At 69.5% G+C, this 19988-nt stretch carries 18 protein-coding genes; 4 read left to right on the forward strand and 14 right to left on the reverse strand.

Translation table 11 applies throughout. The features are described from left to right. Window positions 1–88 precede the first annotated feature (88 nt). From BTH_RS01655 to BTH_RS01675, 5 genes are all read right to left on the reverse strand, one after another. On the reverse strand, window positions 89–832 hold the full coding sequence (locus BTH_RS01655; RefSeq protein ID WP_009895138.1) for an SDR family NAD(P)-dependent oxidoreductase: 744 nt from the start codon (window positions 830–832) through the stop codon (window positions 89–91). A gap of 74 nt (window positions 833–906) precedes the next feature. Next, window positions 907–2034 carry an amidase gene (locus BTH_RS01660; RefSeq protein ID WP_009895139.1) on the reverse strand — a complete coding sequence of 376 codons (1128 nt, stop codon included), beginning with the start codon at window positions 2032–2034 and terminating at the stop codon, window positions 907–909. 30 nt (window positions 2035–2064) lie between these two features. Then, entirely contained in the window at window positions 2065–2592 is a 528-nt protein-coding gene (locus BTH_RS01665) for a nuclear transport factor 2 family protein (RefSeq protein WP_011400872.1), read from the reverse strand. Window positions 2593–2789: 197 nt separating this feature from the next. Continuing rightward, entirely contained in the window at window positions 2790–3173 is a 384-nt protein-coding gene (locus BTH_RS01670) for a hypothetical protein (RefSeq protein ID WP_009895141.1), read from the reverse strand. A 120-nt stretch (window positions 3174–3293) separates the two neighbouring features. Next, window positions 3294–4490 carry an acyl-CoA dehydrogenase family protein gene (locus BTH_RS01675; protein WP_009895142.1) on the reverse strand — a complete coding sequence of 399 codons (1197 nt, stop codon included), beginning with the start codon at window positions 4488–4490 and terminating at the stop codon, window positions 3294–3296. Between the two features lie 246 nt (window positions 4491–4736). On the opposite strand from BTH_RS01675, the gene BTH_RS01680 reads away from it, so the two are divergent. Next, on the forward strand, window positions 4737–6203 hold the full coding sequence (locus BTH_RS01680; RefSeq protein WP_009895143.1) for a PAS domain-containing sensor histidine kinase: 1467 nt from the start codon (window positions 4737–4739) through the stop codon (window positions 6201–6203). Between the two features lie 44 nt (window positions 6204–6247). Here BTH_RS01680 and BTH_RS01685 read toward each other — a convergent pair whose 3' ends face one another. From BTH_RS01685 to BTH_RS01695, 3 genes are all read right to left on the reverse strand, one after another. Beyond that, window positions 6248–6634: a tautomerase family protein gene (locus tag BTH_RS01685; protein ID WP_009895144.1), complete on the reverse strand. Its 387-nt coding sequence runs from the start codon at window positions 6632–6634 to the stop codon at window positions 6248–6250. 75 nt (window positions 6635–6709) lie between these two features. Next, window positions 6710–7210 (reverse strand): aromatic-ring-hydroxylating dioxygenase subunit beta, encoded by a 501-nt coding sequence (locus BTH_RS01690; RefSeq protein ID WP_011400875.1) that lies wholly within the window; start codon window positions 7208–7210, stop codon window positions 6710–6712. Continuing rightward, window positions 7207–8490, reverse strand: coding sequence for an aromatic ring-hydroxylating oxygenase subunit alpha (locus BTH_RS01695; protein WP_009895147.1), 1284 nt, complete (start codon window positions 8488–8490; stop codon window positions 7207–7209). Before BTH_RS01695 ends, BTH_RS01690 begins: the two co-directional genes overlap by 4 nt. Window positions 8491–8644: 154 nt before the next feature. Here BTH_RS01695 and BTH_RS01700 point away from each other — a divergent pair, with 154 nt between their 5' ends. Continuing rightward, window positions 8645–9565 (forward strand): LysR family transcriptional regulator, encoded by a 921-nt coding sequence (locus tag BTH_RS01700; RefSeq protein WP_009895148.1) that lies wholly within the window; start codon window positions 8645–8647, stop codon window positions 9563–9565. Between the two features lie 433 nt (window positions 9566–9998). Here BTH_RS01700 and BTH_RS01705 read toward each other — a convergent pair whose 3' ends face one another. From BTH_RS01705 to BTH_RS01715, 3 genes are all read right to left on the reverse strand, one after another. Then, complete coding sequence (locus tag BTH_RS01705) at window positions 9999–10964, reverse strand: PDR/VanB family oxidoreductase (protein WP_009895149.1); 966 nt, start codon at window positions 10962–10964, stop codon at window positions 9999–10001. 488 nt (window positions 10965–11452) lie between these two features. Continuing rightward, the gene (locus tag BTH_RS01710; RefSeq protein ID WP_009895150.1) at window positions 11453–12940 is read right to left on the reverse strand and encodes an aldehyde dehydrogenase family protein; all 1488 of its coding nucleotides are present in this window, start codon (window positions 12938–12940) and stop codon (window positions 11453–11455) included. A gap of 16 nt (window positions 12941–12956) precedes the next feature. Further along, window positions 12957–14630: a GMC family oxidoreductase gene (locus BTH_RS01715; RefSeq protein ID WP_009895152.1), complete on the reverse strand. Its 1674-nt coding sequence runs from the start codon at window positions 14628–14630 to the stop codon at window positions 12957–12959. Here BTH_RS01715 and BTH_RS34200 point away from each other — a divergent pair. Further along, a complete protein-coding gene (locus BTH_RS34200; RefSeq protein WP_155275559.1) occupies window positions 14629–14772 on the forward strand; it encodes a hypothetical protein in 144 nt (47 codons plus the stop codon). The two genes, BTH_RS01715 and BTH_RS34200, sit on opposite strands and share 2 nt — an antisense overlap. Window positions 14773–14918: 146 nt before the next feature. Here BTH_RS34200 and BTH_RS01720 read toward each other — a convergent pair whose 3' ends face one another. Next, the gene (locus tag BTH_RS01720; protein ID WP_009895156.1) at window positions 14919–16346 is read right to left on the reverse strand and encodes a spinster family MFS transporter; all 1428 of its coding nucleotides are present in this window, start codon (window positions 16344–16346) and stop codon (window positions 14919–14921) included. A 362-nt stretch (window positions 16347–16708) separates the two neighbouring features. Here BTH_RS01720 and BTH_RS01725 point away from each other — a divergent pair, with 362 nt between their 5' ends. Beyond that, window positions 16709–17806: a porin gene (locus tag BTH_RS01725; RefSeq protein WP_009895157.1), complete on the forward strand. Its 1098-nt coding sequence runs from the start codon at window positions 16709–16711 to the stop codon at window positions 17804–17806. Here the strand turns inward: BTH_RS01725 and BTH_RS01730 are convergent. Both BTH_RS01730 and BTH_RS01735 read right to left on the reverse strand, forming a co-directional pair. After that, window positions 17803–18858 (reverse strand): LysR family transcriptional regulator, encoded by a 1056-nt coding sequence (locus BTH_RS01730; RefSeq protein ID WP_009895158.1) that lies wholly within the window; start codon window positions 18856–18858, stop codon window positions 17803–17805. The two genes, BTH_RS01725 and BTH_RS01730, sit on opposite strands and share 4 nt — an antisense overlap. Next, window positions 18855–19922: an AraC family transcriptional regulator gene (locus tag BTH_RS01735; protein WP_009907178.1), complete on the reverse strand. Its 1068-nt coding sequence runs from the start codon at window positions 19920–19922 to the stop codon at window positions 18855–18857. Before BTH_RS01735 ends, BTH_RS01730 begins: the two co-directional genes overlap by 4 nt. Window positions 19923–19988: the final 66 nt, after the last annotated feature.

The raw sequence follows: 19988 nt of genomic DNA on the forward strand, positions 1-19988 counted from the left end.
TCCGGTGTGCTGAAGATCTCACCTAGGAAATGCGTCGTGCGAAGGGCCGAGCGGCGTCGGCGCGCGCGCTTGCGGCGTGCGGCGCTCATTAGCGCATGTAAAGCCCGCCGTTGATGTCCCAGCATGCGCCGTTCGCGAAATGCGCGTCGCCCGATGCGAGCAGCACGGCCGCTTGCGCGACGAACGCCGCGGAGCCGAGCTTGCCGCCCGGCAGCGTGGACAGGATCTGCGCGAGCTTGTCCGGCGCGACGCTCTCGTGAACGATCGGCAGATCGAGCGGCCCCGGCGAGATCGCATTCACCGTCACGCCGTGCGCGGCGAGATCGCGCGCGAACACCTTCGTCAGCGTGATCGCGCCGCCCTTCGCGGCGGCATAGTGCGCGCCCGTCGCGGAGCCGCCGTTCTGGCCCGCGAGCGATGCGATGTTGACGATGCGGCCCGCGCCGTGCGCCGCGAAGTATTGGCCGAACACCTGGCAGCCGAACAGCACGCTGCGCAAATTCACTTCGATCACCTGATCGAACTGTGCGCCGGTGATTTCCATCAGCGGTACGACTTTCGATGCGCCCGCGTTGTTGACGAGCGCGTCGACGCGTCCCCAGCGTGCGGCGAGCGCATCGCGCGCGGCCTCGAAATCGGCCTTGACGGTGACGTCGAGCTTCAGCGCGCATGCGGTGCTCGCGTCCGCGCTGAGCTCGCGTGCGAGCGCCGTCGCCGCGTCGATCGCGACGTCGGCGAGCGCGACGCGGCAGCCCGCCTGATGAAACTGTTTCGCGATGACGGCGCCGAGGCCGCGCGCCGCGCCGGTAATCAGGACCACTCGATTCGACATGATCGATTTTCCTCAGGATGATTGAATGATGCGGTGCGCTTCTCGCGCACGCACGTTGGCTTGCGGCGGCCGCGTCATGATGCGGCGAACGCCGCCTCGAAGCGCGCGGCGACCGCGCAGACCTGCTCGTCCGCGCCCTTGCGCCCGACGATCTGCAGGCCCACTCTCAGTGGCGAGCCAGCGAGCGGCAGCGGCAGGCTGAGCGCCGGATGGCCGCTCAGGTTGAACGGACGGATCAGCGACGACATCGCGATCACCGACGCGCCGCCACGCGCCTCGGCGAGCGTGATCGGCAGCGCGGGCAGCGTCGGCAGCACGAGCACGTCGGCGTCGGCGAGCGCGCGATCGACGCGCTCGCTGAAGTACGCGCGCACGCGCTGCGCCGCGGCGAGATCGTCGGCCGTCGTCGCCGCGGCCGCGCGCAGGCGCGCTTCGATGTCCGCGCCGAGCTTGCCGCCGCCGACGAAGCGGCCGAACGCACGCGATGTTTCCGCGTTGATCACCGCGAGCCCGGCGTCGAACGCGGCCGCAAGGCTGTCGATGCGAAGCGACGCGGCCGCGCAATCGGCCAGTGCGACCGCGCGCTTCACGGCCGCGCGGACGGCCGCGTCCGCATCGGTCTCGACGATCGCCACGCGGCACGCGGCGAGCGCGCGCGCCGCGGCGCGCGCGTCGAAATCGGGCGCGATCGCGGCCATCGCGGCGGCGAGCGTCGTGATATCGCGTGCGAACGGGCCGACGCAGTCGAGCGTCGAGTCCGCAGGCGCGACGCCGCGGCGCGAGACGCGGCCGAAGGTCGGCTTGAGCCCGATGACGCCGCAGCATGCGGCCGGGCCGCGAATCGAGCCGCCCGTGTCGGTGCCGAGCGCCGCATCGACGAGCCCGAGGCCGACGAGCGACGCCGAGCCGCTCGACGAGCCGCCGGGTATGCGCGTCGGATCTTGCGGATTGACGGGCGTGCCCGTGTAGTCGTTGATGCCCGTCATGCCGAAGGCGAGCTCGTGCATATTCGCCTTGCCGACGATTCGCCAGCCCGCGTCGAGCACCCGCTGGACGACCTCCGCGTGGCGCTCGGCGGGCGGAGCGTCGGCGAGCGCGCGACTTGCGCCTGTCGTGCGGCGGCCCGCGATGTCGATCGTGTCCTTGATCGCGATCGTCGGTCCCGGGCCGCCTAGAGAGAACGTTTCGATGAATCCTGTCATGGTGCGATGGTGCGCGCGTTGCGGGATCGGTCAGGTTGGAGGGCGGCGGTTGACGCGCCACGGCGCGTCGAACAGCCGTTCGGTGCGGAAATGGCGGATCAGCCACGCATCGCCGGCCGGGTTCGGCGAGAAGTCCACCGTCAGGCGCGCGGCGATCAGCTCGGCCGGCGCGCCGACGTAATCGGACGCTTGCAGCATGGTCCAGCAGCCTCGGCCCGTCGCGTCGCCGACGTCGACATCGATCGTCTCCGACGTCAGGAAGTGGACGTTCGTTGTGAAATGCGATGCCGGCGGCAGATAGCGTTGCAGCATCGCGACGATCTCGTCAGGGCCGCGCAGGCGGCCGAACTTGCGCGCGTATTGCGGGCCGACGCCTTCCCAGACCGCGTCGGCGGTGAACAGCGCGGCGAGCGCCGCCCGGTCCGAGGCAAGCGCCGGCACGTCGCAGAGCGACATGTAGCGGGCCATCGTCGCGCGGATCGCGCGCTCGGCCTCGAGCATCGCGACGCGGCGCGCGAGCGCGGCGAGCGCTGCCCGCGAGGCCTCGTCGCCGGGCATCGCGCGTGCGTCGCCTGCGACGGCCGCGTCGCGCGATGCGCCCGCGCGTTGCGCTCGCGTGGCGGAGCCGGCATCGGGGCCGACGGCGCGGCGCCGCGGCGCCGCGCGCGGCTCATATGGCGCATATGGCGCGTCCGACGCATCCGTCGCGCGCGCGCCGCCGTTCGCATCACGGCGCCGCCGGCTTGTCGCGGCGCTCACGGCGCGACCGCTTGCGCGGCGGCGGGCGGCACGGCGAGCGGCCGGCCGACGCGCGCCTCGATCTTGCCGTAGCGCCACAGGTTGTATTCGCCGACGGGCGTCGTGCGAAACAGATTGCAGACGGCCGTGGCGGTATCGAAGTCGGCGATGTCGGCCATGATGTAGAACGTCCACGGCGCGCCGTCGGACTGTCCGACGACGAGCCGGTCGTCGTCCATCACGCCCAGCACGCGCACGCCGTCCATCGCTTCGACGGCGGCGAGCATCTTGCCGTACGCCTGCCAGACCTCGCCGATGCGCTCGCGCGGGAGGTCGAAGAAATTCTGCGTGACGCCGCAGCAGAACAGCACGCGCAGCGGCAATGGACGTTGGTCGGACATGTGGGGGCTCCTGTCGGTTCGGGTTGAATTCGGAAGGGTCGATCGCGCCGCGTGCCGCGGCGCTCGGCGCACGGGACGCCCGCAGCGGCGCGACGGACGCCGTTGCGCGGACGTGTCGGATCACAAGTAGCCGGGAAACGGCGCGACGCCGGTGAACACGGAGCCCGCGCCGTCGAAGTTGCCTTCGCCGAGAAACGCGTGCTGCGTGACGACCATCGCATCGCGCAGCAGCCGCTGCAGCGGATGCGCGCGATAGATCGCGGGCGTGCCGCCGAGGCGGTACGCGCGCTCGACGACGCCCGCGCCTTCGCGCGCGGCGTGCGTCGCCGCGAGCCGCAGCAGACTCACGTGCTCGGGCCTCACGTCGCGGCCGTCGACGATCGCCTGCCACACTTCGTCGGTCGCTTCGTAGAAGAACGCGCGCGCCGCTCGCAACTGCGCTTCGGCCTTCGCGAGCTCGATCCGGAAGTACGCGCGATCGGCGAGGCGCGGCGCGCCCGTCGTCGTCTTGCGGCCGCCCGACATCCGGTTCACGGTGTCGAGCGCCGCGCGCGCGAGGCCGAGATTGACGACCGCGAGCACCTGCGCCGCGTACGCGACGCTCGGATAGCGATAGAGCGGCTCGTCGACGGTCGGCGCGCCGCCGCGCACGAATGTCCAGGGCTCGGCGACGAACTGGTCGACGACGCGCAGATCGTGGCTGCCGGTGCCCTGCATGCCGATCACGTCCCAGTTCTCGACGATCTCGACCTGCTCGGGCCGCAACACCGCGGTGCGCGGCTTGCCGGGCGCTTCGCCGTCGGCGCTCGGAATCGCGATGCCGACGCCGAGCCAGTCCGCGCCCTTGCAGCCGCTCGCGAACTTCCACGTGCCGTCGACGCGCCAGCCGCCGGGCGCCTGCCGCGCGGGCTGCACGGGGAACAGCCCGCCCGCGAACACCTGATCGGGCCCCGCCGCATAGATCGCTTCCTGCGTCGCGAGCGGCAGCGCGGCGAGATAGACGTTCGCGGAGCCGAAGCTCGCGACCCACGCGGCCGAGCCGTCGGCGGTCGCGATGCGCTCGATCATCCCGAGAAACTCGGCGGGCGGGCGCGCGTCGCCGCCGAAGCGGGTCGGCGTGCCGGCGCGATAAAGGCCGGCGCGCTTGAACAGTTCGACGACGTCGCGCGGCACGTGCGACAGCCGGTCGAATTCGTCGCGACGCGCGGCCACCACGGCGATCACGTCGTCGAGCGGCAACGCATCGGGCCGGCACGCCGGCGCGATGCGCGGCTGAGCGGGGCGGGCGGCGCCGATGACGGCGGCGGATTCTGGCATGGCGGGTCTCCTGAATATGGGATCGGCTGAAGAAGCAAAAGGGCGCATGGGCGCGTCGGCGCGGGCGAACATCACTGGAATCCAGTCTAGGAATGCAATAAGGCCGCTTCAATTGGGACGATGGCGGCCCGAACTGGGAACGAGCCGCGTCTTCATAAAGAATTCTTCAGGTGCGGCGCGTCGGCGCGGGTGTTAAGGTGAAGATTCGCGCGCGCCGCGTCGAGCCGCCTCCCGCAGAACCGAGCCATGACCTGTCCCGCCGAAGACGATTTCCGCCGCTTGCTCGACGCGCTGTCGCTGTGCGTGCTGCTGCACGACGCGCAGACCAAGGCGATCGTCTGGGCGAACCGGGCGGCGTGCGACGTGCTCGGCTTTACGCTCGAAGAACTGCTGCCGCTGAAGGCGCCGGACATGACGCGTCCCGGGCCGAAGTACCCGCGCGAGGTTGGCGTCGGCGCGATGGACCGCTCGATGACCGATGGTCCGCAGGTGTACGAGTGGTGTTACCGGTCGCGCACCGGCGTCGACATGCTGTCGGAGGCCACCGCGACATACGTGCGGTTGCGCGAGCGCGACGTCGTGATGGTGCAGTTTCGCGACATCAGCGCGGAGGAGGCGACTCGCCAGGCGCTGCGGCGCTACGAGGCGAGGCTGCGGGAGTTCATGCAGGACCTGGACGAAGGCGTCGCCGTGCTCACGCCGCACGGCGGCGTGCAGTTCATCAGCGAATCGGGGCGGCGCGTGCTCGGCATCGCGGTGGGCGAGCCGCTTGGCGGCGTGCTCGATTACTGCACGGTCGCCGATCGCGACCGGCTGATCGCGCAACTGCGCGATGCGCCCGCGTGCCGTCCGTCCGAGCCGCAGCGCTACCGGATCGCGCGCCGCGACGGCGCGTCGCGGTGGGTGCGGATCACGTGCCGGCGCGTCGACATCGAAGGCGACCTGAGCGGCTTGCTGATCCACTTCCGCGACGTGACCGACGAAGTGGCGCTGGAGGAAGCGCGGCGCGCCGAGGCGCGGATGCTCGAATACGCGGGGCGCTACAACGCGATGGGCGAGATGGCGGCCGCGATCGCGCACGAGCTCAGCCAGCCGCTCGCGGCGGTGCGCAATTTCATCGAGGGCGCGATCCGGCGGCTCGGCCAGCCGGGCGCGACGGACGACATCGTCTGGGGGCTGCGCAGCGCCGACCGGCAGGCGGAGCACGCGGCGCTCATCATCAAGAGCGTGCGCGAATACATCGTGCGGCGCGAGTCCGTCGAGACGGTCGTCGATCTGCGTGACATCCTGGCGGACGTGTCGTACTTCATCGATCTGCGCGCGAAGGAAGCGGGCGTTGCGGTGACGATCATGCAGGCGGACGCGCCGCTGCCGGTGCGCTGCGAGCGGGTGCTGATCGGGCAGGTCATCCTGAATCTCGCATTCAATGCGATCGAGGCGCTGGCCGGCATCGAGCGGCCGGCTCGCACGTTGACGCTCCGCACCGGCGGGCATGCGGCGCATGCGGTGCTGTATGCCGTCGACAACGGGCCCGGCGTTCCCGACGGCATGCATGCGCAACTGTTCGACGGGTTTTCGTCGTCGAAAGTCGGCGGCAACGGGATCGGGCTGTCGCTGTGCAAGAACATCGTCACGCGCCACGGCGGCCAGATCAGGGCGCAGCCGGCGGCGGGCGGCGGGCTCGAATGCCGCTTCACGCTGCCGCTCGCATAGCGCGGCGCGACGGCGTCCGGCGAGCCGGGCGAGCGCGCCCATCGTCAGCGGCCGAGGGCGCGAGCCGTCTTGCCGCCGATCCCGAAATCGGTGGCCGCAATGTCCTTGACGATCACGCGAATCGCATCCAACGGCGCATCGAGCACGGCCGCGCTCGCGTCGGACAGCGCGGCGATCAGCGCGCGCTTCTGATCGTCGGTGCGCCCGGAGATCAGGATCGCGACGATCACGGGCAGCGCGCTCGGCGCGCCGTCGGCCGCGCTGCGGCCGCCGAGCCCGATATGCGCGGCGGGCAGCGCGTTCAACAGGATTCGCACCGCTTCGGCGGGCGCGCCGATCGCGGCGACGGTCGCGGCGGTCAGCCGGTCGATCAGCTCGGCCTTAAGGGCGTCCGGATGGCCGGCCGGCAAGTACACTTCGAGTGTCGGCATGATGAGATGACGGAAAAGGCGTCGAAGAAAAGGCGTTCGCCGCGTACGCGCATGCGGCTGCATGCGCGCCGCGCGTTACAGCAGGAAGCCGATCGCGCTCAGCGCATCGGTCGAGTCGATCAGGCGGATTACCTTCTCGGCGAGGCGCACGTCGCCGCCGCGAAGCTCGAGCCTGTGCGCGACGTCCGCCGCGAACAGCGTCGCCGCGCCGCGCTTGTAGGCGACGACGACCTGCGCGGACTTCACTTCGATCGTGTCCGCGCTTTCGCGCTCGAGCGTGAAGCGCGACACGGTGCGCACGGTGCGCGCCGCGTCCGACGCCGAGGCCGAGTGGCCGGACAGCATGCGCTCAACGCGCTTCTCGCGCATCTCGTGATCGTCGTACACATAGTTGAGCGTGGCTTCGAAGTCGGTCGCGGCCGGATCGATCGGCACGACGTAATGGCCGGCCGGGTTCCACAGCGCGAGCCAGCCGCGATAATCGCGGCGATCGAGCAACTCGGCCTCGCGCCAGATGAATTCGACGGCGCGCGCGAGCGCGCGGTCGGTAAAAGGGGCGTTGTGCTCGTCCATCATGCTTGCTCCATCATCTTGCGCCATTGCCGGTACGCTTCGCGCATGCCTGTCTCGTCGGTCGCATGCGCGGTCTTCTCGCCGTTCGGCGCGGTCGTTTCGCGGTTCAGCCCGCGGTTCACGAGAATCGGCACGTCGGGCCCCGCGTGCGCGCCGCGCTGCACGCGCTCCCACGCTTCCGCGTCGTCCGGGCTGCCGAAGCCGAACGGCCCCTGGAAATGCTCGTGAATGCGCAGCCGGACCCGGTTCGCCTCGTCCGGGCCGCCGTCCATCGCGAGCGCGACGTGACGGATCTCGGTCTCCTGCGCTGAAATCGGCCGCAGCACGCGGAAGAACGCCATCGACAGCGCGAGATTCGGAAACAGGTTGAGGTTGAAGCCGACGCCCATCAGCGAGCGCACGATGCGTCGCACCTCGTCGGGCGCATGCCGCTCGGCGAGCTGGGCCGCCAGCGCGTCGAAGCGTTGCGGCAGCGGCGCGCCGTCGTCTTCGTCGAGATCGATCAGCTCGGGCATCAGCACGGCGAGGCTGTGGCCGTTGCCGAGCGCGCGGCAGAACGCGGCGTCGCTCGTCATGAAGCCCGTGATCGCGGCGGCCGTCTCGTCGTCGATCGATTTCATCCACGACTTGTGGACGACCGGGAAGTGATAAAGGTCGGTCGTGTTCTCGAGCTGGATCTTCCAGTTGCCCTTGAACCTGAACCGGTGCTCGCCGTTCGCCTTGATCGGGTAGCCCGCGCCCTGCTTCATGAACAGGTCGATCCACGGCTTCGCCGCGCCGAGAAAATCGTCGAGCGGTTCGATATCCTGATTGAAGCTGGCGAACACGAGGCCCTGGTAAGTGCCTGTGCGCAGCTTCACGAGCGGCAGATCGGCCTTGTCGCACACGCCTTCGTAGCCGTCGCCGTACGGCAGCGCGCGCAGCGTGCCGTCGAGCGCATATGACCAGCTGTGGTACGGGCACGTGAAGCCTTTCGCGTTGCCGCGGTGCGCTTCGCAGACAGTCGCGCCGCGATGGCGGCAGCGGTTCTGCAGCACGTTCACGTCGCCGTTCCTGTCGCGCACGACGATGACCGGCTGGCGGCCGATCGTCGTCGTCACGAAGTCGCCGGGATTCGGCAGCTCGCTGTCGTGCGCGACCCAGATCCAGGTGCGATAGAAGATGCGCTCGAGCTCGGCCTCGAACAGCTCGGCGTCGTAGTACATCGACGGGGCGATGCGATCGGACTCCGCGCGCCGGGCGAGCGCGCGCGTGTCGATGGTCTGATAAGGAGATTCGCTCATCGTGGTCGGAAGGAAATTCGCGACGTTGTCGCGAGGTTGCGGGGCCTGGCACGTCTGCCATGTCGTTCGGCCAGTGTCGCGGTGCGCTTGATATCCGTCAAATTGATCTAAAATCTATACATTCATAAATGCGATGAATTTTCTGGAGGCGGCCGTGACGTCCATCGATCATCTCGATCTGAACCTGCTGCGCGTATTTCAGGCGATCGTCGAGGAGCGCAGCCTGACGAAGGCGGGCGAGCGGCTCGCGCTGTCGCAGCCGGCTGTCAGCTACTCGCTCGGCCGCCTGCGCACGCTGTTCGACGATCCGCTCTTCATCCGCACGCGCGCGGGCATGCAGCCGACGCCGATCGCGCTCGAACTCGCGGCGATCGTCGGGCGCGCGCTCGATACGGTGCGCGAGGCGCTGCGCTATGCGGAAACGTTCGACCCCGCCGTGAGCACACGCACGTTCCGGGTGTCGCTGTCCGACGCGGGCGAGATGGCGTATCTGCCGGCGATCTGCCGGGCGCTGCGCGAGCGCGCGCCGCGCGTGAAGCTCGCCGTGCGGCCGATGCCCGTCGACGAGATCGAGGATGCGCTGCGCTCGAGCCGGCTCGATTTCGCGATCGGCAACTTGCCGGCGCTGATGCCGCGCACCCGGCACCGGCTGCTGTTCGAGGAGACCTATGTGTGCATGACGGGGCGGCGGCGCGGCTTGCCGAAGACCGATGCGCTCAGCCTCGAGCGGTTCCTGCAGGCGTCGCACGTGCAGGTGACGTCGGTCGAGCACAGCCATCACGCGCTCGACGACGCGCTGCGCGCGCAAGGCGTCGGCCGCAACATCGCGCTCGAAGTGCCGCACTTCGTCGCGCTGCCTGGCGTGCTGAGCGTCACCGATCTTTACGCGACGCTGCCGAGGCGGCTCGCGCAAATCCTCAATCGCGACGACGCGTTCCGGATCTATGCGCTGCCGGTGCCGCTGCCCGCGGTACCGGTGACGATGCACTGGCACGAGCATTTCGACGAGGACGCGGGCATTGCGTGGATGCGCGACCTGATGGCGGGGATCGTCGAGCATTTCGACGAGGCTTGAGGGGCGGCGGGCGAGGGCGCGGTCGAGCGGCTGGGCCATTGGGTCGCTGGGCCGCTGGGTCGCTGGGCCGCTGGGCCGCTGGGTCGCTGGGCCGCTGGGCCGCTGGGCCGCTGGGCCGAATGCGGTCGCGGGCCCGCGGCTCGACCCGGCGATCGTTGTGCGTGACGCCCCGTCGAGCGGCGCCTGACCGTCGCTTGTCGATTCGGCAGACCAAACGTCGAATGCCGATCGCCGATGCGCGACGGCTGGCGCTCGGGCGTCGGCGGGCCGTGTGGCGCAGGTGCGTGCGCGAGGGCTGTCGGGCGCGCGCGGGCCGGCAGTCCGAGGGGGGCCGCCTCGTGTAAGGGCGCGCGGCGGCGCGCGATCCGGGCAGCCGAAGCGGCGCGAGCCACGCGAGCGGAGCGAAACGCGAAAGCGCCCCGCGTGGTCGGCGTCAAAGATCGAGCACGAGCACCGGCGAGCGCGAGCGCGACACGCAGCAGCAGATCACCTTGCTGCTCGCACGCTCGGCCTTGCTCAGACAGTGGTCGCGGTGATCGGGCTCGCCGCTCACGACGCTCACCATGCAGGTGCCGCACACCCCTTCGCCGCACGAGGTGTCGACCTCGACGCCGATCGACGCGAGCGCATCGACGATCGACGTGCTGTCGTCGACGCGAATCGATCGTCCGCTGCGCTGCAAACGCACTTCGAACGCGTCGCCTCGCGCGACGGGCAGCGGCGGCTCGGCCGCGAAGCGTTCGAGGTGGATCGCGTCTTCGTCGATGCGCGCGGCCGCGCGCGCGACGACCTGATCCATGAACGGCGCGGGGCCGCACGTGTAGACGTGCGTGCCGGGGGTGGCGTCGGCGACGCATGCGTCGAGCGCCCCGGCGAGATCGGGCGGCTCGATGCCGACGTGCAGCGCGACGTGCGGTGCGAACGGCTCGCTCGACAGCCGATCTAAAAACGCCGCGTGCGCGCGGCTGCGCACGAAGTAATGCAGCCGGAACGGCGCGCGCCGCTCGACGAGGCGATACGCCATCGACAACAGCGGTGTCACGCCGATGCCGGCGGCGATCAGGAGATGCGCGCGCGCATCGTCTGCAATCCGAAACAGATTTCGCGGCGCGCCGACCTCGAGCTCGGTGCCGACGCGAACGTCGTCATGCAGCGAGCGCGAGCCGCCGCGCGAGCGCGGCTCCTTCTTGACCGCGAACTGATACGAGCCGCGTTGCGCGGGGTCGCCGCACAGCGAGTATTGGCGGATGAGCCCGCAAGGGCTTGTCACGTCGATGTGCGCGCCGGGCTCGTATGCGTCGAACGGCTGGCCGTCGACGCGCGAGATGCGGAAGGAGCGGATGTCTTGCGCCTCGTCCTGGAGCGCATCGACTCGGACTAGATGGAAACTCGCTTGCATGGGCAATCCGTCGATGGGGGTGAGATTCGCGCCGCATGTGCGGCGAAGCCGTGCGATCCGGCAAGAGCAGGATAGGCCGCGCAGTTGGATCAGGCAAATTGATGAAAAATTGGTTGATAAATAAATTGAGCTGATTTTATGGCGGTGCGGCGGATTGCCGGAGGAAGGCGGCAGCCTCGTTGCGCGAGAGGCGAGAGGCGAGAGGCGAGAGGCGAGAGGCGAGAGGCGAGAGGCGTGGGCGATCGGTCGGCGGGCGCATCGCGGCCGTCAGCCGATCGAATGCGTGCCGTCGGCTGCTCGGGGGCGGAGGGTGAACGGCGCTCGCAAGCCGCGCCGTCGCCGCCGGAAAAAAGGCGGCGGGCGAGGCGAGAAGAAGCGGCGCATGGAGGACGAAGGGAACGAAGAGAAAGAAGCCCGCGAGCGCCGCGTGCACGCGGGCTGCCCCGCGCGCCCCCTCGGCGGGCGTCGCGCGGAAACCGGCCGCCGCTTCAGTAGCGGATCATCACCGATTTCAATTCCGTGTAGTCGTGGATGAACGCACTGCCGAACTCGCGTCCGAGCCCCGACGATTTGAGGCCGCCGAACGGCACGGCCGGATCGAGGAACGTGTGCATGTTGATCCAGAGCGTGCCTGCCTCGATGCGGGGAATCAGCCGCAACGCCTTCGAGAGATTGTTGGTCCAGAGGCTCGCGGTCAGGCCGAACGGCGTGTCGTTGAACAGGCTGATGAGCTCGTCGTCGGTGTCGTACGGCAGAAAGGCGATGATGGGGCCGAACGTTTCCTCGTGCAGCAGGCGGTCGTCGCGATGTTTCGCGAGCACGGCCGTCGGCTCGACGAAATAGCCGGCGCGCTCGACGCGGCGGCCGCCGAATACGACCTCGCCGTTTTCCCGCGCCCAGTCGAAATAGCCGAGGATCTTCTCGAGGTGCGGTTTGTTCGCGAGCGGCCCGAACGCCATGGATTCGTCGAGCGGCGAGCCCACGCGGATCGCCTGCAATCCGGCCCTGACCTTCTCGAGCACTTCGTCGAGCTTCGAGCGGTGCACGTACACGCGTTCCGGCGACGCGCAGATCTGCCCTTGATGCGTATACCCCGCCGTCAGCAGCCCGCTTACCGCATCGTCGACATCGACATCCTCGAGAAAGCCGGCCGCGTTCTTTCCGCCCAGCTCGAGCGTCGCGCGGGTCAGATTGGCGCCGATCGCCTGCGTGCCGACGCGAATGCCGGTTGCCGCCGAGCCCGTGAACGACACTTTGGCGACGTCCGCGTGGTCGATCAGCATGCGGCCGATATCGCCGTCGCCATTGACGATGTTCAGCGCGCCGGGCGGCACGCCGGCCTCGGTCGCGAGCTCGGCCAGGCGCAGCAGCGTCAGCGGGCTGAATTCGCTCGGCTTGATGACGACCGTGCAGCCCGTGACGAGTGCGGACGCGATCTTCCAGACGGCGATCATCACCGAGAAGTTCCACGGAACGATGCCGGCCACGACGCCGACCGGCTCGCGAAATGTCAGCGCCGTATAGCGCTCGCCCGCGCGGGACGGCAGCGACGGGGCGATCGTCTCGCCGTTGATCCGGGTCGCCCAGCCGGCGTAATAGCGGAGAAACGTCGCGCTCTGCGCGACTTCGATCGCGCGCGATACGTGGATAGGCTTGCCCGAGCAGAGCGTTTCGAGTTGAGCGATTTCCTCGCCGTGCCGTTCGATGAGATCGGCCAGGCGGTTCAGGATCTCGGCGCGCCGGCCGGGAGACGTGTCGCGCCAGGCGCCGCGAAACGCCGCCTTCGCGGCGGCGACGGCGGCCTCGACGTCGGCCGCGTCCGCGTTGCGCACGTGAGCGATCGTCTGCTCGGTGGCCGGGTTGGTGATTGCGATACGGCGCTCCGATGTGCTGGCGCGATAGGCGCCGCCGACGAAATGCGCATGATCCTGCGCGAGGAAGCGGGACACCTCGGGAAGAAGTGGGATGTCGCTCATGTCGATCGAGTCCTGTTCAGTGATTGGAGGAGGATGCCGCGCCCGCTCGGCCCGCGCGATCAGCGGGCGCAGCGGGTGCGTTGCGTCCGAGCAGCAGATCGGCGCCGCGCTCTCCGATCATGATCGACGGCGCGTTGGTGTTGCCGCTCGGCACCTGCGGGCAAATCGAGCAATCGACGACGCGCAGGTTGGCGACGCCATGCACGCGCAGCGCCTGGTCGACGACCGACGACGCGGGGTCCGTGCCCATCCGGCAGGTGCCGGCGGGGTGATAGACCGTCTTGACGTTCTGACGAACGAACGCTTCGAGCGCGCGATCGTCGCCGCGTTCGAGCCGCGACGGCGCGACGATTTCGCGCACGTGGGCGCGCAGCGCCGGCGCGGCCAGCACGTCGAGCCCCGCCTGGACGGCGCGCATCTGCCCGGACAGGTCGTCGGGATGGCTGAGGAAATTCGCGTCGATGCGCGGCAGATCGGCCGCATCGGTGCTGCGCAGCAGCACGCGGCCGCGCGATTTCGGCTGCAAATGCCCCGCTTTCACGGTGATTCCGTGCTCGCTCGCGGGCGGCTTTTCGCCCGGCGTGTTGTCGAAATTGTCGAGAAGCGGCAGGAAATGCAACTGGATGTCGGGGCGGCCCGCGCCGAGGCTATCGATGAACGCGCCGCCCTCGAGTATGTTGCTCGTCAGCAGGCCGCTGCGGAAACACCGCCACTGGAGAAAGTGGGCAAGCGCGGCAAGCCCGCGGTCCGCGCCGAGCAAGCTGGCTTTCGTGCGGATCGACGCCTGCACCGACAGGTGCAGATGATCGTGAAAATTCCGGCCCACCGGCAGATCGGCGATCGTCTCGATGCCGAGGTCGGACAGATGGTCGCGCGGGCCGATCCCGGAGAGCATCAGCACTTTCGGGCTGCCGATCGCGCCGGCGCTCAGCACGATCTCGCGGCGCGCGCGTATCGTGATCGGCGCGCAGCCGCGTTCGCTGAACGCGACGCCGACCGCGCGCCCCTGCTCGACGAGAATGCGGTGAACGAGCGCGCCTGTCGCGATCGTCAGGCGTGCGTCGTCGCGGACCGATTTCAGATAGGTGCGCGCGGTGCTCGCGCGCTCGCCGTTGTGCGTGGTCGTCTGGTAATAGCCGATGCCCCGCTGAGACGCGCCGTTGAAATCGTTCACGTAAGGCAGCCCGATTTCCTGGCCGGCGCGCACGAAGGCGCCCGTCAGCGGATGGCGGTAGCGGTTCTCGCTGACGGGCAGCGGCCCTTGCTGACCGTGAAATTCCGTGCCCAGGCTTTCGTTGGCCTCCGCCTTGCGGAAATAGGGCTGCACGTCGCGGTAGCGCCACTCGGTGCAGCCCCATTCGGTTGCCCAGTCGTCGTAGTCCGCGGCTTGTCCGCGGATGTAGATCATGCCGTTGACCGAGCTGCCGCCGCCCAGCACGCGCCCTTGCGCGATGATCAGCGAGCGGTCGTTCGCGTGAGGTTGCGGCTCGGTCATGTACGGCCACGATTTCCGCTGAAACACCTTGACGACGGCGCCGGGAATCGCGTGAAACGGATTGCTGTCCGCGCTGCCCGCCTCCAGCAGCAGAACGGTTCCCGCTTTCTGCTGGATCAGGCGCGCGGCGACCACGCAGCCTGCCGAGCCGCCGCCGATCACGATGTAGTCGTAGCTGGGTTGCAGAGTCTTCATGTCAGTGGATGAACGTGAACGGTTGGTGAGAAGAACTGAACTGTTGCGCCGAACGCCGGAGGATTCTCCGCTGGCGGCGCGCGCGCAGGGCGCGCCATGGCCGCGCGACGCGATCGCGCATCGCGCGGCGCATCCGGCGTGACGGTGCGAAGCAGGATCGGCGAATCGGACAAATAAGACAAATCAATAGAAATCGCGTCAGCGGATAAATGATGCGGATATCACGATGGCGTCACGAAGCGTCGCCGGGATCGCCGCGCCCGCGCCGCCGCCGCGATGTGGTCACGCTCAACTCGCCGACGAACCCGGTGACGACCTCGGCATCGTTGCTGTCGCCGCGGCTTGGCCCGGCGCCCCGCGCATCGCCGCGAATCGCGTCGCGTGCTCGCGCGCGAGACTCGCGCGATACCGCCGGCAGCCGATTCCGAGCAGGCCCGTCGCGAGCGCCGCGGCCGCGAGATTGACGATCGTCATCGAACTGCCGACCGCGAGCGGCGAGCGGTACGCCTTGTCGGTGATCAGCGCGACGATCGTCGTGCCGATCCCGAGCGCGATCAGATTCGATACGAGCAGGAACAGCGCGGAGATCTGCGCGCGCAGTTGATTCGGCGCGAGCGTTTGCATCGCGGCTGTCGACGTCGGCATCGGAAACGACGCGAAGAACATCGCGACCACGAGCAGCGTGAGCGACGCGCCGAGATGATCGACCTGCGTGAACGCGGCGGCGGGCGCCAGCATGCACAGCGCGCCGATGAAGCCCGCCCGCATCGGCGCGTCGGCGTGGCCGCGCCGCAGCAGCCAGTCGTTCAGCCAGCCGCCGCAGAACACCCCCGCCGTATTCGCGACGAGCAGCACCGCGCCGAGCGTGTAGCCCGCCTCGACCGGCGTGAGGCCGAAATGGCGAATGTAGAACGCGGGCGTCCAGCTCAGCAGGCAGTAGAGCGCCATCGCATAGAACGAAAACCCGGCGTAATGGCAGAAGAAGGTCGCGCGGTGCTTGCCGACGAAGCGCAGCGCATCCGCGCACGACAGCCGCATCACGACGCCCGAGCGATCGCGCGCGAGTTCCTTGCGCTGCGGGTCGCGCACGGTGAGCGCGAACAACAGCGCGACGGCGAGCCCTGGCATGCCGACGATCAGGAATGTGACCTGCCACGCGTGCACGGCGCCGACGAGCGGCAGTGTGAACGCGCGCGCATGCTTGAGAAGGGCGATCACGTAGCCCCCGACGAGGAATGCGACGCCGCCGCCGATGAACGAGCCGAGCGAGTAGACGGCCACCGCGCGGCCGAGCTTCTCTTTCGGGAAGTAGTCGGCGAGCATCGAGTACGTGCCGGGCGAGAGCGCCGCCTCGCCGACGCCGACGCTCATCCGCGCGACGAACATGTGCAGGAAGTGCCGGCTGAGGCCGCACGCGGCGGTCGCGACGCTCCAGAGCGCGATGCCGACCGCGATGATGCGCGGCCGAGGGTAGCGATCCGCGAGGTACGCGATCGGCATCCCCATGAATGCATAGAACAGCGAAAACGCGAAGCCGTTCAGCAAGCTGAACTGTGTGTCGGTGAGCTGCAGGTCGCGCTTGATCGGTTCGATCATCAGCACGAGCACCTGGCGGTCGACGAACGAGAACACGTACGCGAGCATGCAGATCACGACGACGTACCACTCGTACGTGTAGCGTCGCGCGATCGAAGGGGCGGCGGGGGGAGCGGTCATGCGGCTTCTCCGGAGGCGGATGGACGGAATGTCGCGCTTTGCATCGCGCGATCGGAGGGCAGCGTAGTCAACCAAATTCCGCGCACATAGCCGGAGTGACAGCCGCGCGACACGGGCATCTACCGATCCGCCTAAAGAAATTCCCAGGCCGCGCGCGGCCGGCCTCGCGCGCGCGCCCCGCGCGGCGGGCCGCGCGCCGCGTCATGCGCGGCATCTATAAAACTTATAAAGCCCGTTCGGTCGACGCCGGATATTGGCCTTCCTAGACTCGCCCCCGGTTTGACACTCCCCGTTCGCACGCAGTCGCGGCGAACGCACGGCGCGCGGCGCGCGCCTCCGACACTCTCTACGGAACGGCACGAATGAACAACTGGAAATGGCTTGCGCCGCTGTTGAGCGCGGCGGCCGCGACACCCGCGTTCGCGCAATCGAGCGTGGTGCTCTACGGTCGCATCGATACCGCGATCGAGTTCGCGAACATGGGGCCGCGGCACGTGGCGCGCATCGGCGGCGGCAATCTGCTCGCGACGCAATGGGGCCTCAAGGGCGTCGAGGATCTCGGCGGCGGCTACTCGACGATCTTCAAGCTCGAGAACGGCTTCAACTCGGCGAACGGCACGCTCGGCAACGGCGGCGCGCTGTTCGGCCGCGAAGCGTGGGTCGGCATCACCGGGCCGTTCGGCGGGCTGCAGGCGGGCGAGCTCTACACGATCCTGCACACGACGTTCGTCACGTACAGCCTGCCCGGATATGGCGCGGGGCTCGCGTGGGGCAATGCGTCGAACAGTTTCGTCGGGCCGGCGTTCCTGCGCACGCACAACGGGTTGCGCTACACGTCGCCGCGCATCGGCGAGTTCCTGTTGCGCGCGAGCGCCTCGCGCGGAACGAACGGCGCGTCGGGCCAACCGTCGTCGCTCGGCGATACGTACGGCGTCGGCCTCAATTACGCGCGAGGGCCGCTGTCGCTCGACGTCGATTACATGGTGCAGCGCTTCAGTGCGGCGAGTGCGGCGTCGTTGTCCGCGACGAGTCCCGTCGCGGCGGGCAACTACGTGCTCGGCGGGTTCTCGTATGACTTCGCGTTCATGAAGCTCGCGCTTCTCTACATGCGGCATCGCGGCGGGCCGGACGTCGCCGCCGTCGTCGACGGCGCGAGCGCGTATCCGCACCACGACCTGTACGAGCTCGACGCGACGGTCCCGCTGGGCCGCGCATCGCTGCTCGTCAGCTACGGTCATTACCGGAAGATCGGCGACAGCGAGGGTAACGCCGATTCATACGGTGTCCGGCTCGACTATCCGTTGTCGAAGCGGACCGTGCTTTATACGGGCGCGGCGATGGTGCGCAACGGCGCGCATGCGACGTTTACCGTCAACGGCGCCGCGGGCGGCGGCGTGCCCGTCGCGAAGCCGGGCGCGACGGCGAGCTCGATTGTCGCGGGCGTGATGACGTCGTTCTAGTCGCGGTCCGTGCGCGGCGCGCACGATGCGGGCGGCGCGACGGGTGCGAGCCACGCGTCGAAAGCTTCGCGCGTGCCGATGTCGAACAGCTCGGAGAGCAGCGCGCGCAGCCACCGATGGCCGGGGTCGGCATCGAAGCGGCGGTGCCAGTACGCGTTGACGGTCCACGCCTGCGCGCCGGCGATCGGATAGGTCGCGCACGCGTCGCGCGCCGCGAACGTGCGCGCGATCGTGCGCGGCACGATCACCGCATGGTCGCAGTCGCGCAGGATCGCGGGAATCGCCATGAAGCCGGGCAGCGCGGCGCGCACGCGCGGCATGAGCCCGTGCCGGTCGACGAGCTGCATCGATTGCGGGTGCGACGCGACGGTGACGAGCCGCAGATTGGGCGGTGCGTTCGCATCGAGCACGAAATCGTCGCGCAGCGCAAGCCGCGCCGCCGCGCGGCGCGACATCAGCAGCACGCAGCTTTCCCGCAGCAGCGCGGTGCGCTGGAAGTGGCTCGACGCGTCGCTGTAGTGCCCGAGCGCGAAATCGATCCGGCCCGTCTCGAGCGCGACGTTCAGCTGCGGTTCGTCGACGTGCAGCGTCTCGATGACCGCGCCCGGCGCGCGCGCATCGAGCACCTGCAGGAGCGTGGGCAGGAACGCGCTTGTCGCGAAGTCGCTCATGTGCAGCCGGAATACGCGCTGGGTGGTGTCGGGTAAGAAGCGCGCGCCTTCGTCGAGCACGTCCTGCAGGATCGCAAGCGCTTTGTCGACCGATGCGGCGAGACGGCGCGCGCGCGGCGTCGGCTCGACGCCGGTGCCGGTGCGCACGAACAGCGCGTCGCGGAACATCAGGCGCAGCCGGCCGAGCCCGTGGCTGACCGACGGCTGCGTGACGCCGAGCCGCAGCGCCGCGCGGCCGACGTGCCGCTCGACGTACACCGCGCGGAACGTCTTGAGCAGATTGAGATCGAGGTCCTGCACGCGCAGCGAATCGATGGCGTCGGCAGCGGGTGCGGCGCACGGGATCGGTTCGAGCGTCGCGGCGGCGACGGGGCGATTCACGGCTGCCGCCCGCGGGATGCGCGGCTTCCGGGCGCGGTGCTCGTCGGCTGCGACGCGCCGGTCGCACGGGCGTCGGCGCCGGGCGCGCCGTGCTCGCCCACACCGGTCGCCGACGGCGGATGCCCGAAGCGGCGTGCATAGGCCTTCGCGAAGTGCCCGAAGCTGTGCACCCCGTGCTCGATCAGCACGTCCGCGACGCCGCGCCCGGGCGCGTTCAGCAACGCGTCGTGGACCGCGGACAATCGCCGCTCGCGCACGTAGGCGGCGGGCGATGTCTGCAGGAATCGCGCGAAGCCGTTCTGCAGCGTGCGCGGCGACACGCCGGCCGCGCGCGCGAGCGTCACGAGCGGCAGCGGCTCGCCGAGGTGCGCATCGACATGATCGCGCGCGCGGCGCACGTGCACGGGCAGCGGGCGGCGAACGCCGCGTGCGAGCGCGTCGCTGTACGAATGCGGCAACCGGGTCAGCAGCATCGTCATCAGCCATTGGGTGAGATCGGGCCCGAGCATCGATCGCGCGGCGGCCGTATCGGGCGGCGCGCACCAGCGGCACAGTTGACCGAGCATGTCGCGCACGACGCCCGCGCCGCGGTGCGCGGCGTCGACCGACAGCGCGAACAGCAGCGGCGCGCGCGGCGTTGCCTGAAGCAGGTCGGCGAGCTTGAGCTCCAGCGCCGCGCGATCGAGCCGCAGAAGCAGGCTGCGGCAATCGCGGCTCGTCTCGATGCGGCTCGCCCGCGCGGGCGACGAGACGCTCAACCCGCCGCGCGCGACGGCCGCGCGTTCGCGGCCCGTGCGCAGCTCGCAGCGCCCGGCGAGCGTGAGCCGGAACAGGAACGGGGCGGCGTCGCCGTCGATGTCGATGCGCGCCGCATCGCCGTAGCTGAGCTCGAGCAGGCCGCCGCGATCGAGCGCGATGTCGAACAGCTCCGCGCGCGGCAGATCGGGCGAGGCCACTTCCATTCGATGCGGCCCGAGCAGCCGCGACACTTCGCGCTCGATGTCTTCGCGCGCGTGCAATGCGCGAAGACGGTTACCGTTGCTGCGGGGGAGCGCGATGTTCATGGCGAGCCTCGTGACGAAGAATGTCGAGCGGGAGACGATGATCGGCGGGCCGATCCGCCGTGGCAA

The organism is Burkholderia thailandensis E264 (genome assembly GCF_000012365.1).
Lineage (GTDB): Bacteria > Pseudomonadota > Gammaproteobacteria > Burkholderiales > Burkholderiaceae > Burkholderia > Burkholderia thailandensis.

Excerpts from the sequence above, each read along its gene's own strand:
- BTH_RS01655 (WP_009895138.1), bottom strand. The coding sequence starts at position 832 with ATGTCGAATCGAGTGGTCCTGATTACCGGCGCGGCGCGCGGCCTCGGC.
- BTH_RS01660 (WP_009895139.1), bottom strand. The coding sequence starts at position 2,034 with ATGACAGGATTCATCGAAACGTTCTCTCTAGGCGGCCCGGGACCGACG.
- BTH_RS01665 (WP_011400872.1), bottom strand. The coding sequence starts at position 2,592 with ATGCCCGGCGACGAGGCCTCGCGGGCAGCGCTCGCCGCGCTCGCGCGC.
- BTH_RS01670 (WP_009895141.1), bottom strand. The coding sequence starts at position 3,173 with ATGTCCGACCAACGTCCATTGCCGCTGCGCGTGCTGTTCTGCTGCGGC.
- BTH_RS01675 (WP_009895142.1), bottom strand. The coding sequence starts at position 4,490 with ATGCCAGAATCCGCCGCCGTCATCGGCGCCGCCCGCCCCGCTCAGCCG.
- BTH_RS01680 (WP_009895143.1), top strand. The coding sequence starts at position 4,737 with ATGACCTGTCCCGCCGAAGACGATTTCCGCCGCTTGCTCGACGCGCTG.
- BTH_RS01685 (WP_009895144.1), bottom strand. The coding sequence starts at position 6,634 with ATGCCGACACTCGAAGTGTACTTGCCGGCCGGCCATCCGGACGCCCTT.
- BTH_RS01690 (WP_011400875.1), bottom strand. The coding sequence starts at position 7,210 with ATGATGGACGAGCACAACGCCCCTTTTACCGACCGCGCGCTCGCGCGC.
- BTH_RS01695 (WP_009895147.1), bottom strand. The coding sequence starts at position 8,490 with ATGAGCGAATCTCCTTATCAGACCATCGACACGCGCGCGCTCGCCCGG.
- BTH_RS01705 (WP_009895149.1), bottom strand. The coding sequence starts at position 10,964 with ATGCAAGCGAGTTTCCATCTAGTCCGAGTCGATGCGCTCCAGGACGAG.
- BTH_RS01710 (WP_009895150.1), bottom strand. The coding sequence starts at position 12,940 with ATGAGCGACATCCCACTTCTTCCCGAGGTGTCCCGCTTCCTCGCGCAG.
- BTH_RS34200 (WP_155275559.1), top strand. The coding sequence starts at position 14,629 with ATGTCAGTGGATGAACGTGAACGGTTGGTGAGAAGAACTGAACTGTTG.
- BTH_RS01715 (WP_009895152.1), bottom strand. The coding sequence starts at position 14,630 with ATGAAGACTCTGCAACCCAGCTACGACTACATCGTGATCGGCGGCGGC.
- BTH_RS01720 (WP_009895156.1), bottom strand. The coding sequence starts at position 16,346 with ATGACCGCTCCCCCCGCCGCCCCTTCGATCGCGCGACGCTACACGTAC.
- BTH_RS01725 (WP_009895157.1), top strand. The coding sequence starts at position 16,709 with ATGAACAACTGGAAATGGCTTGCGCCGCTGTTGAGCGCGGCGGCCGCG.
- BTH_RS01735 (WP_009907178.1), bottom strand. The coding sequence starts at position 19,922 with ATGAACATCGCGCTCCCCCGCAGCAACGGTAACCGTCTTCGCGCATTG.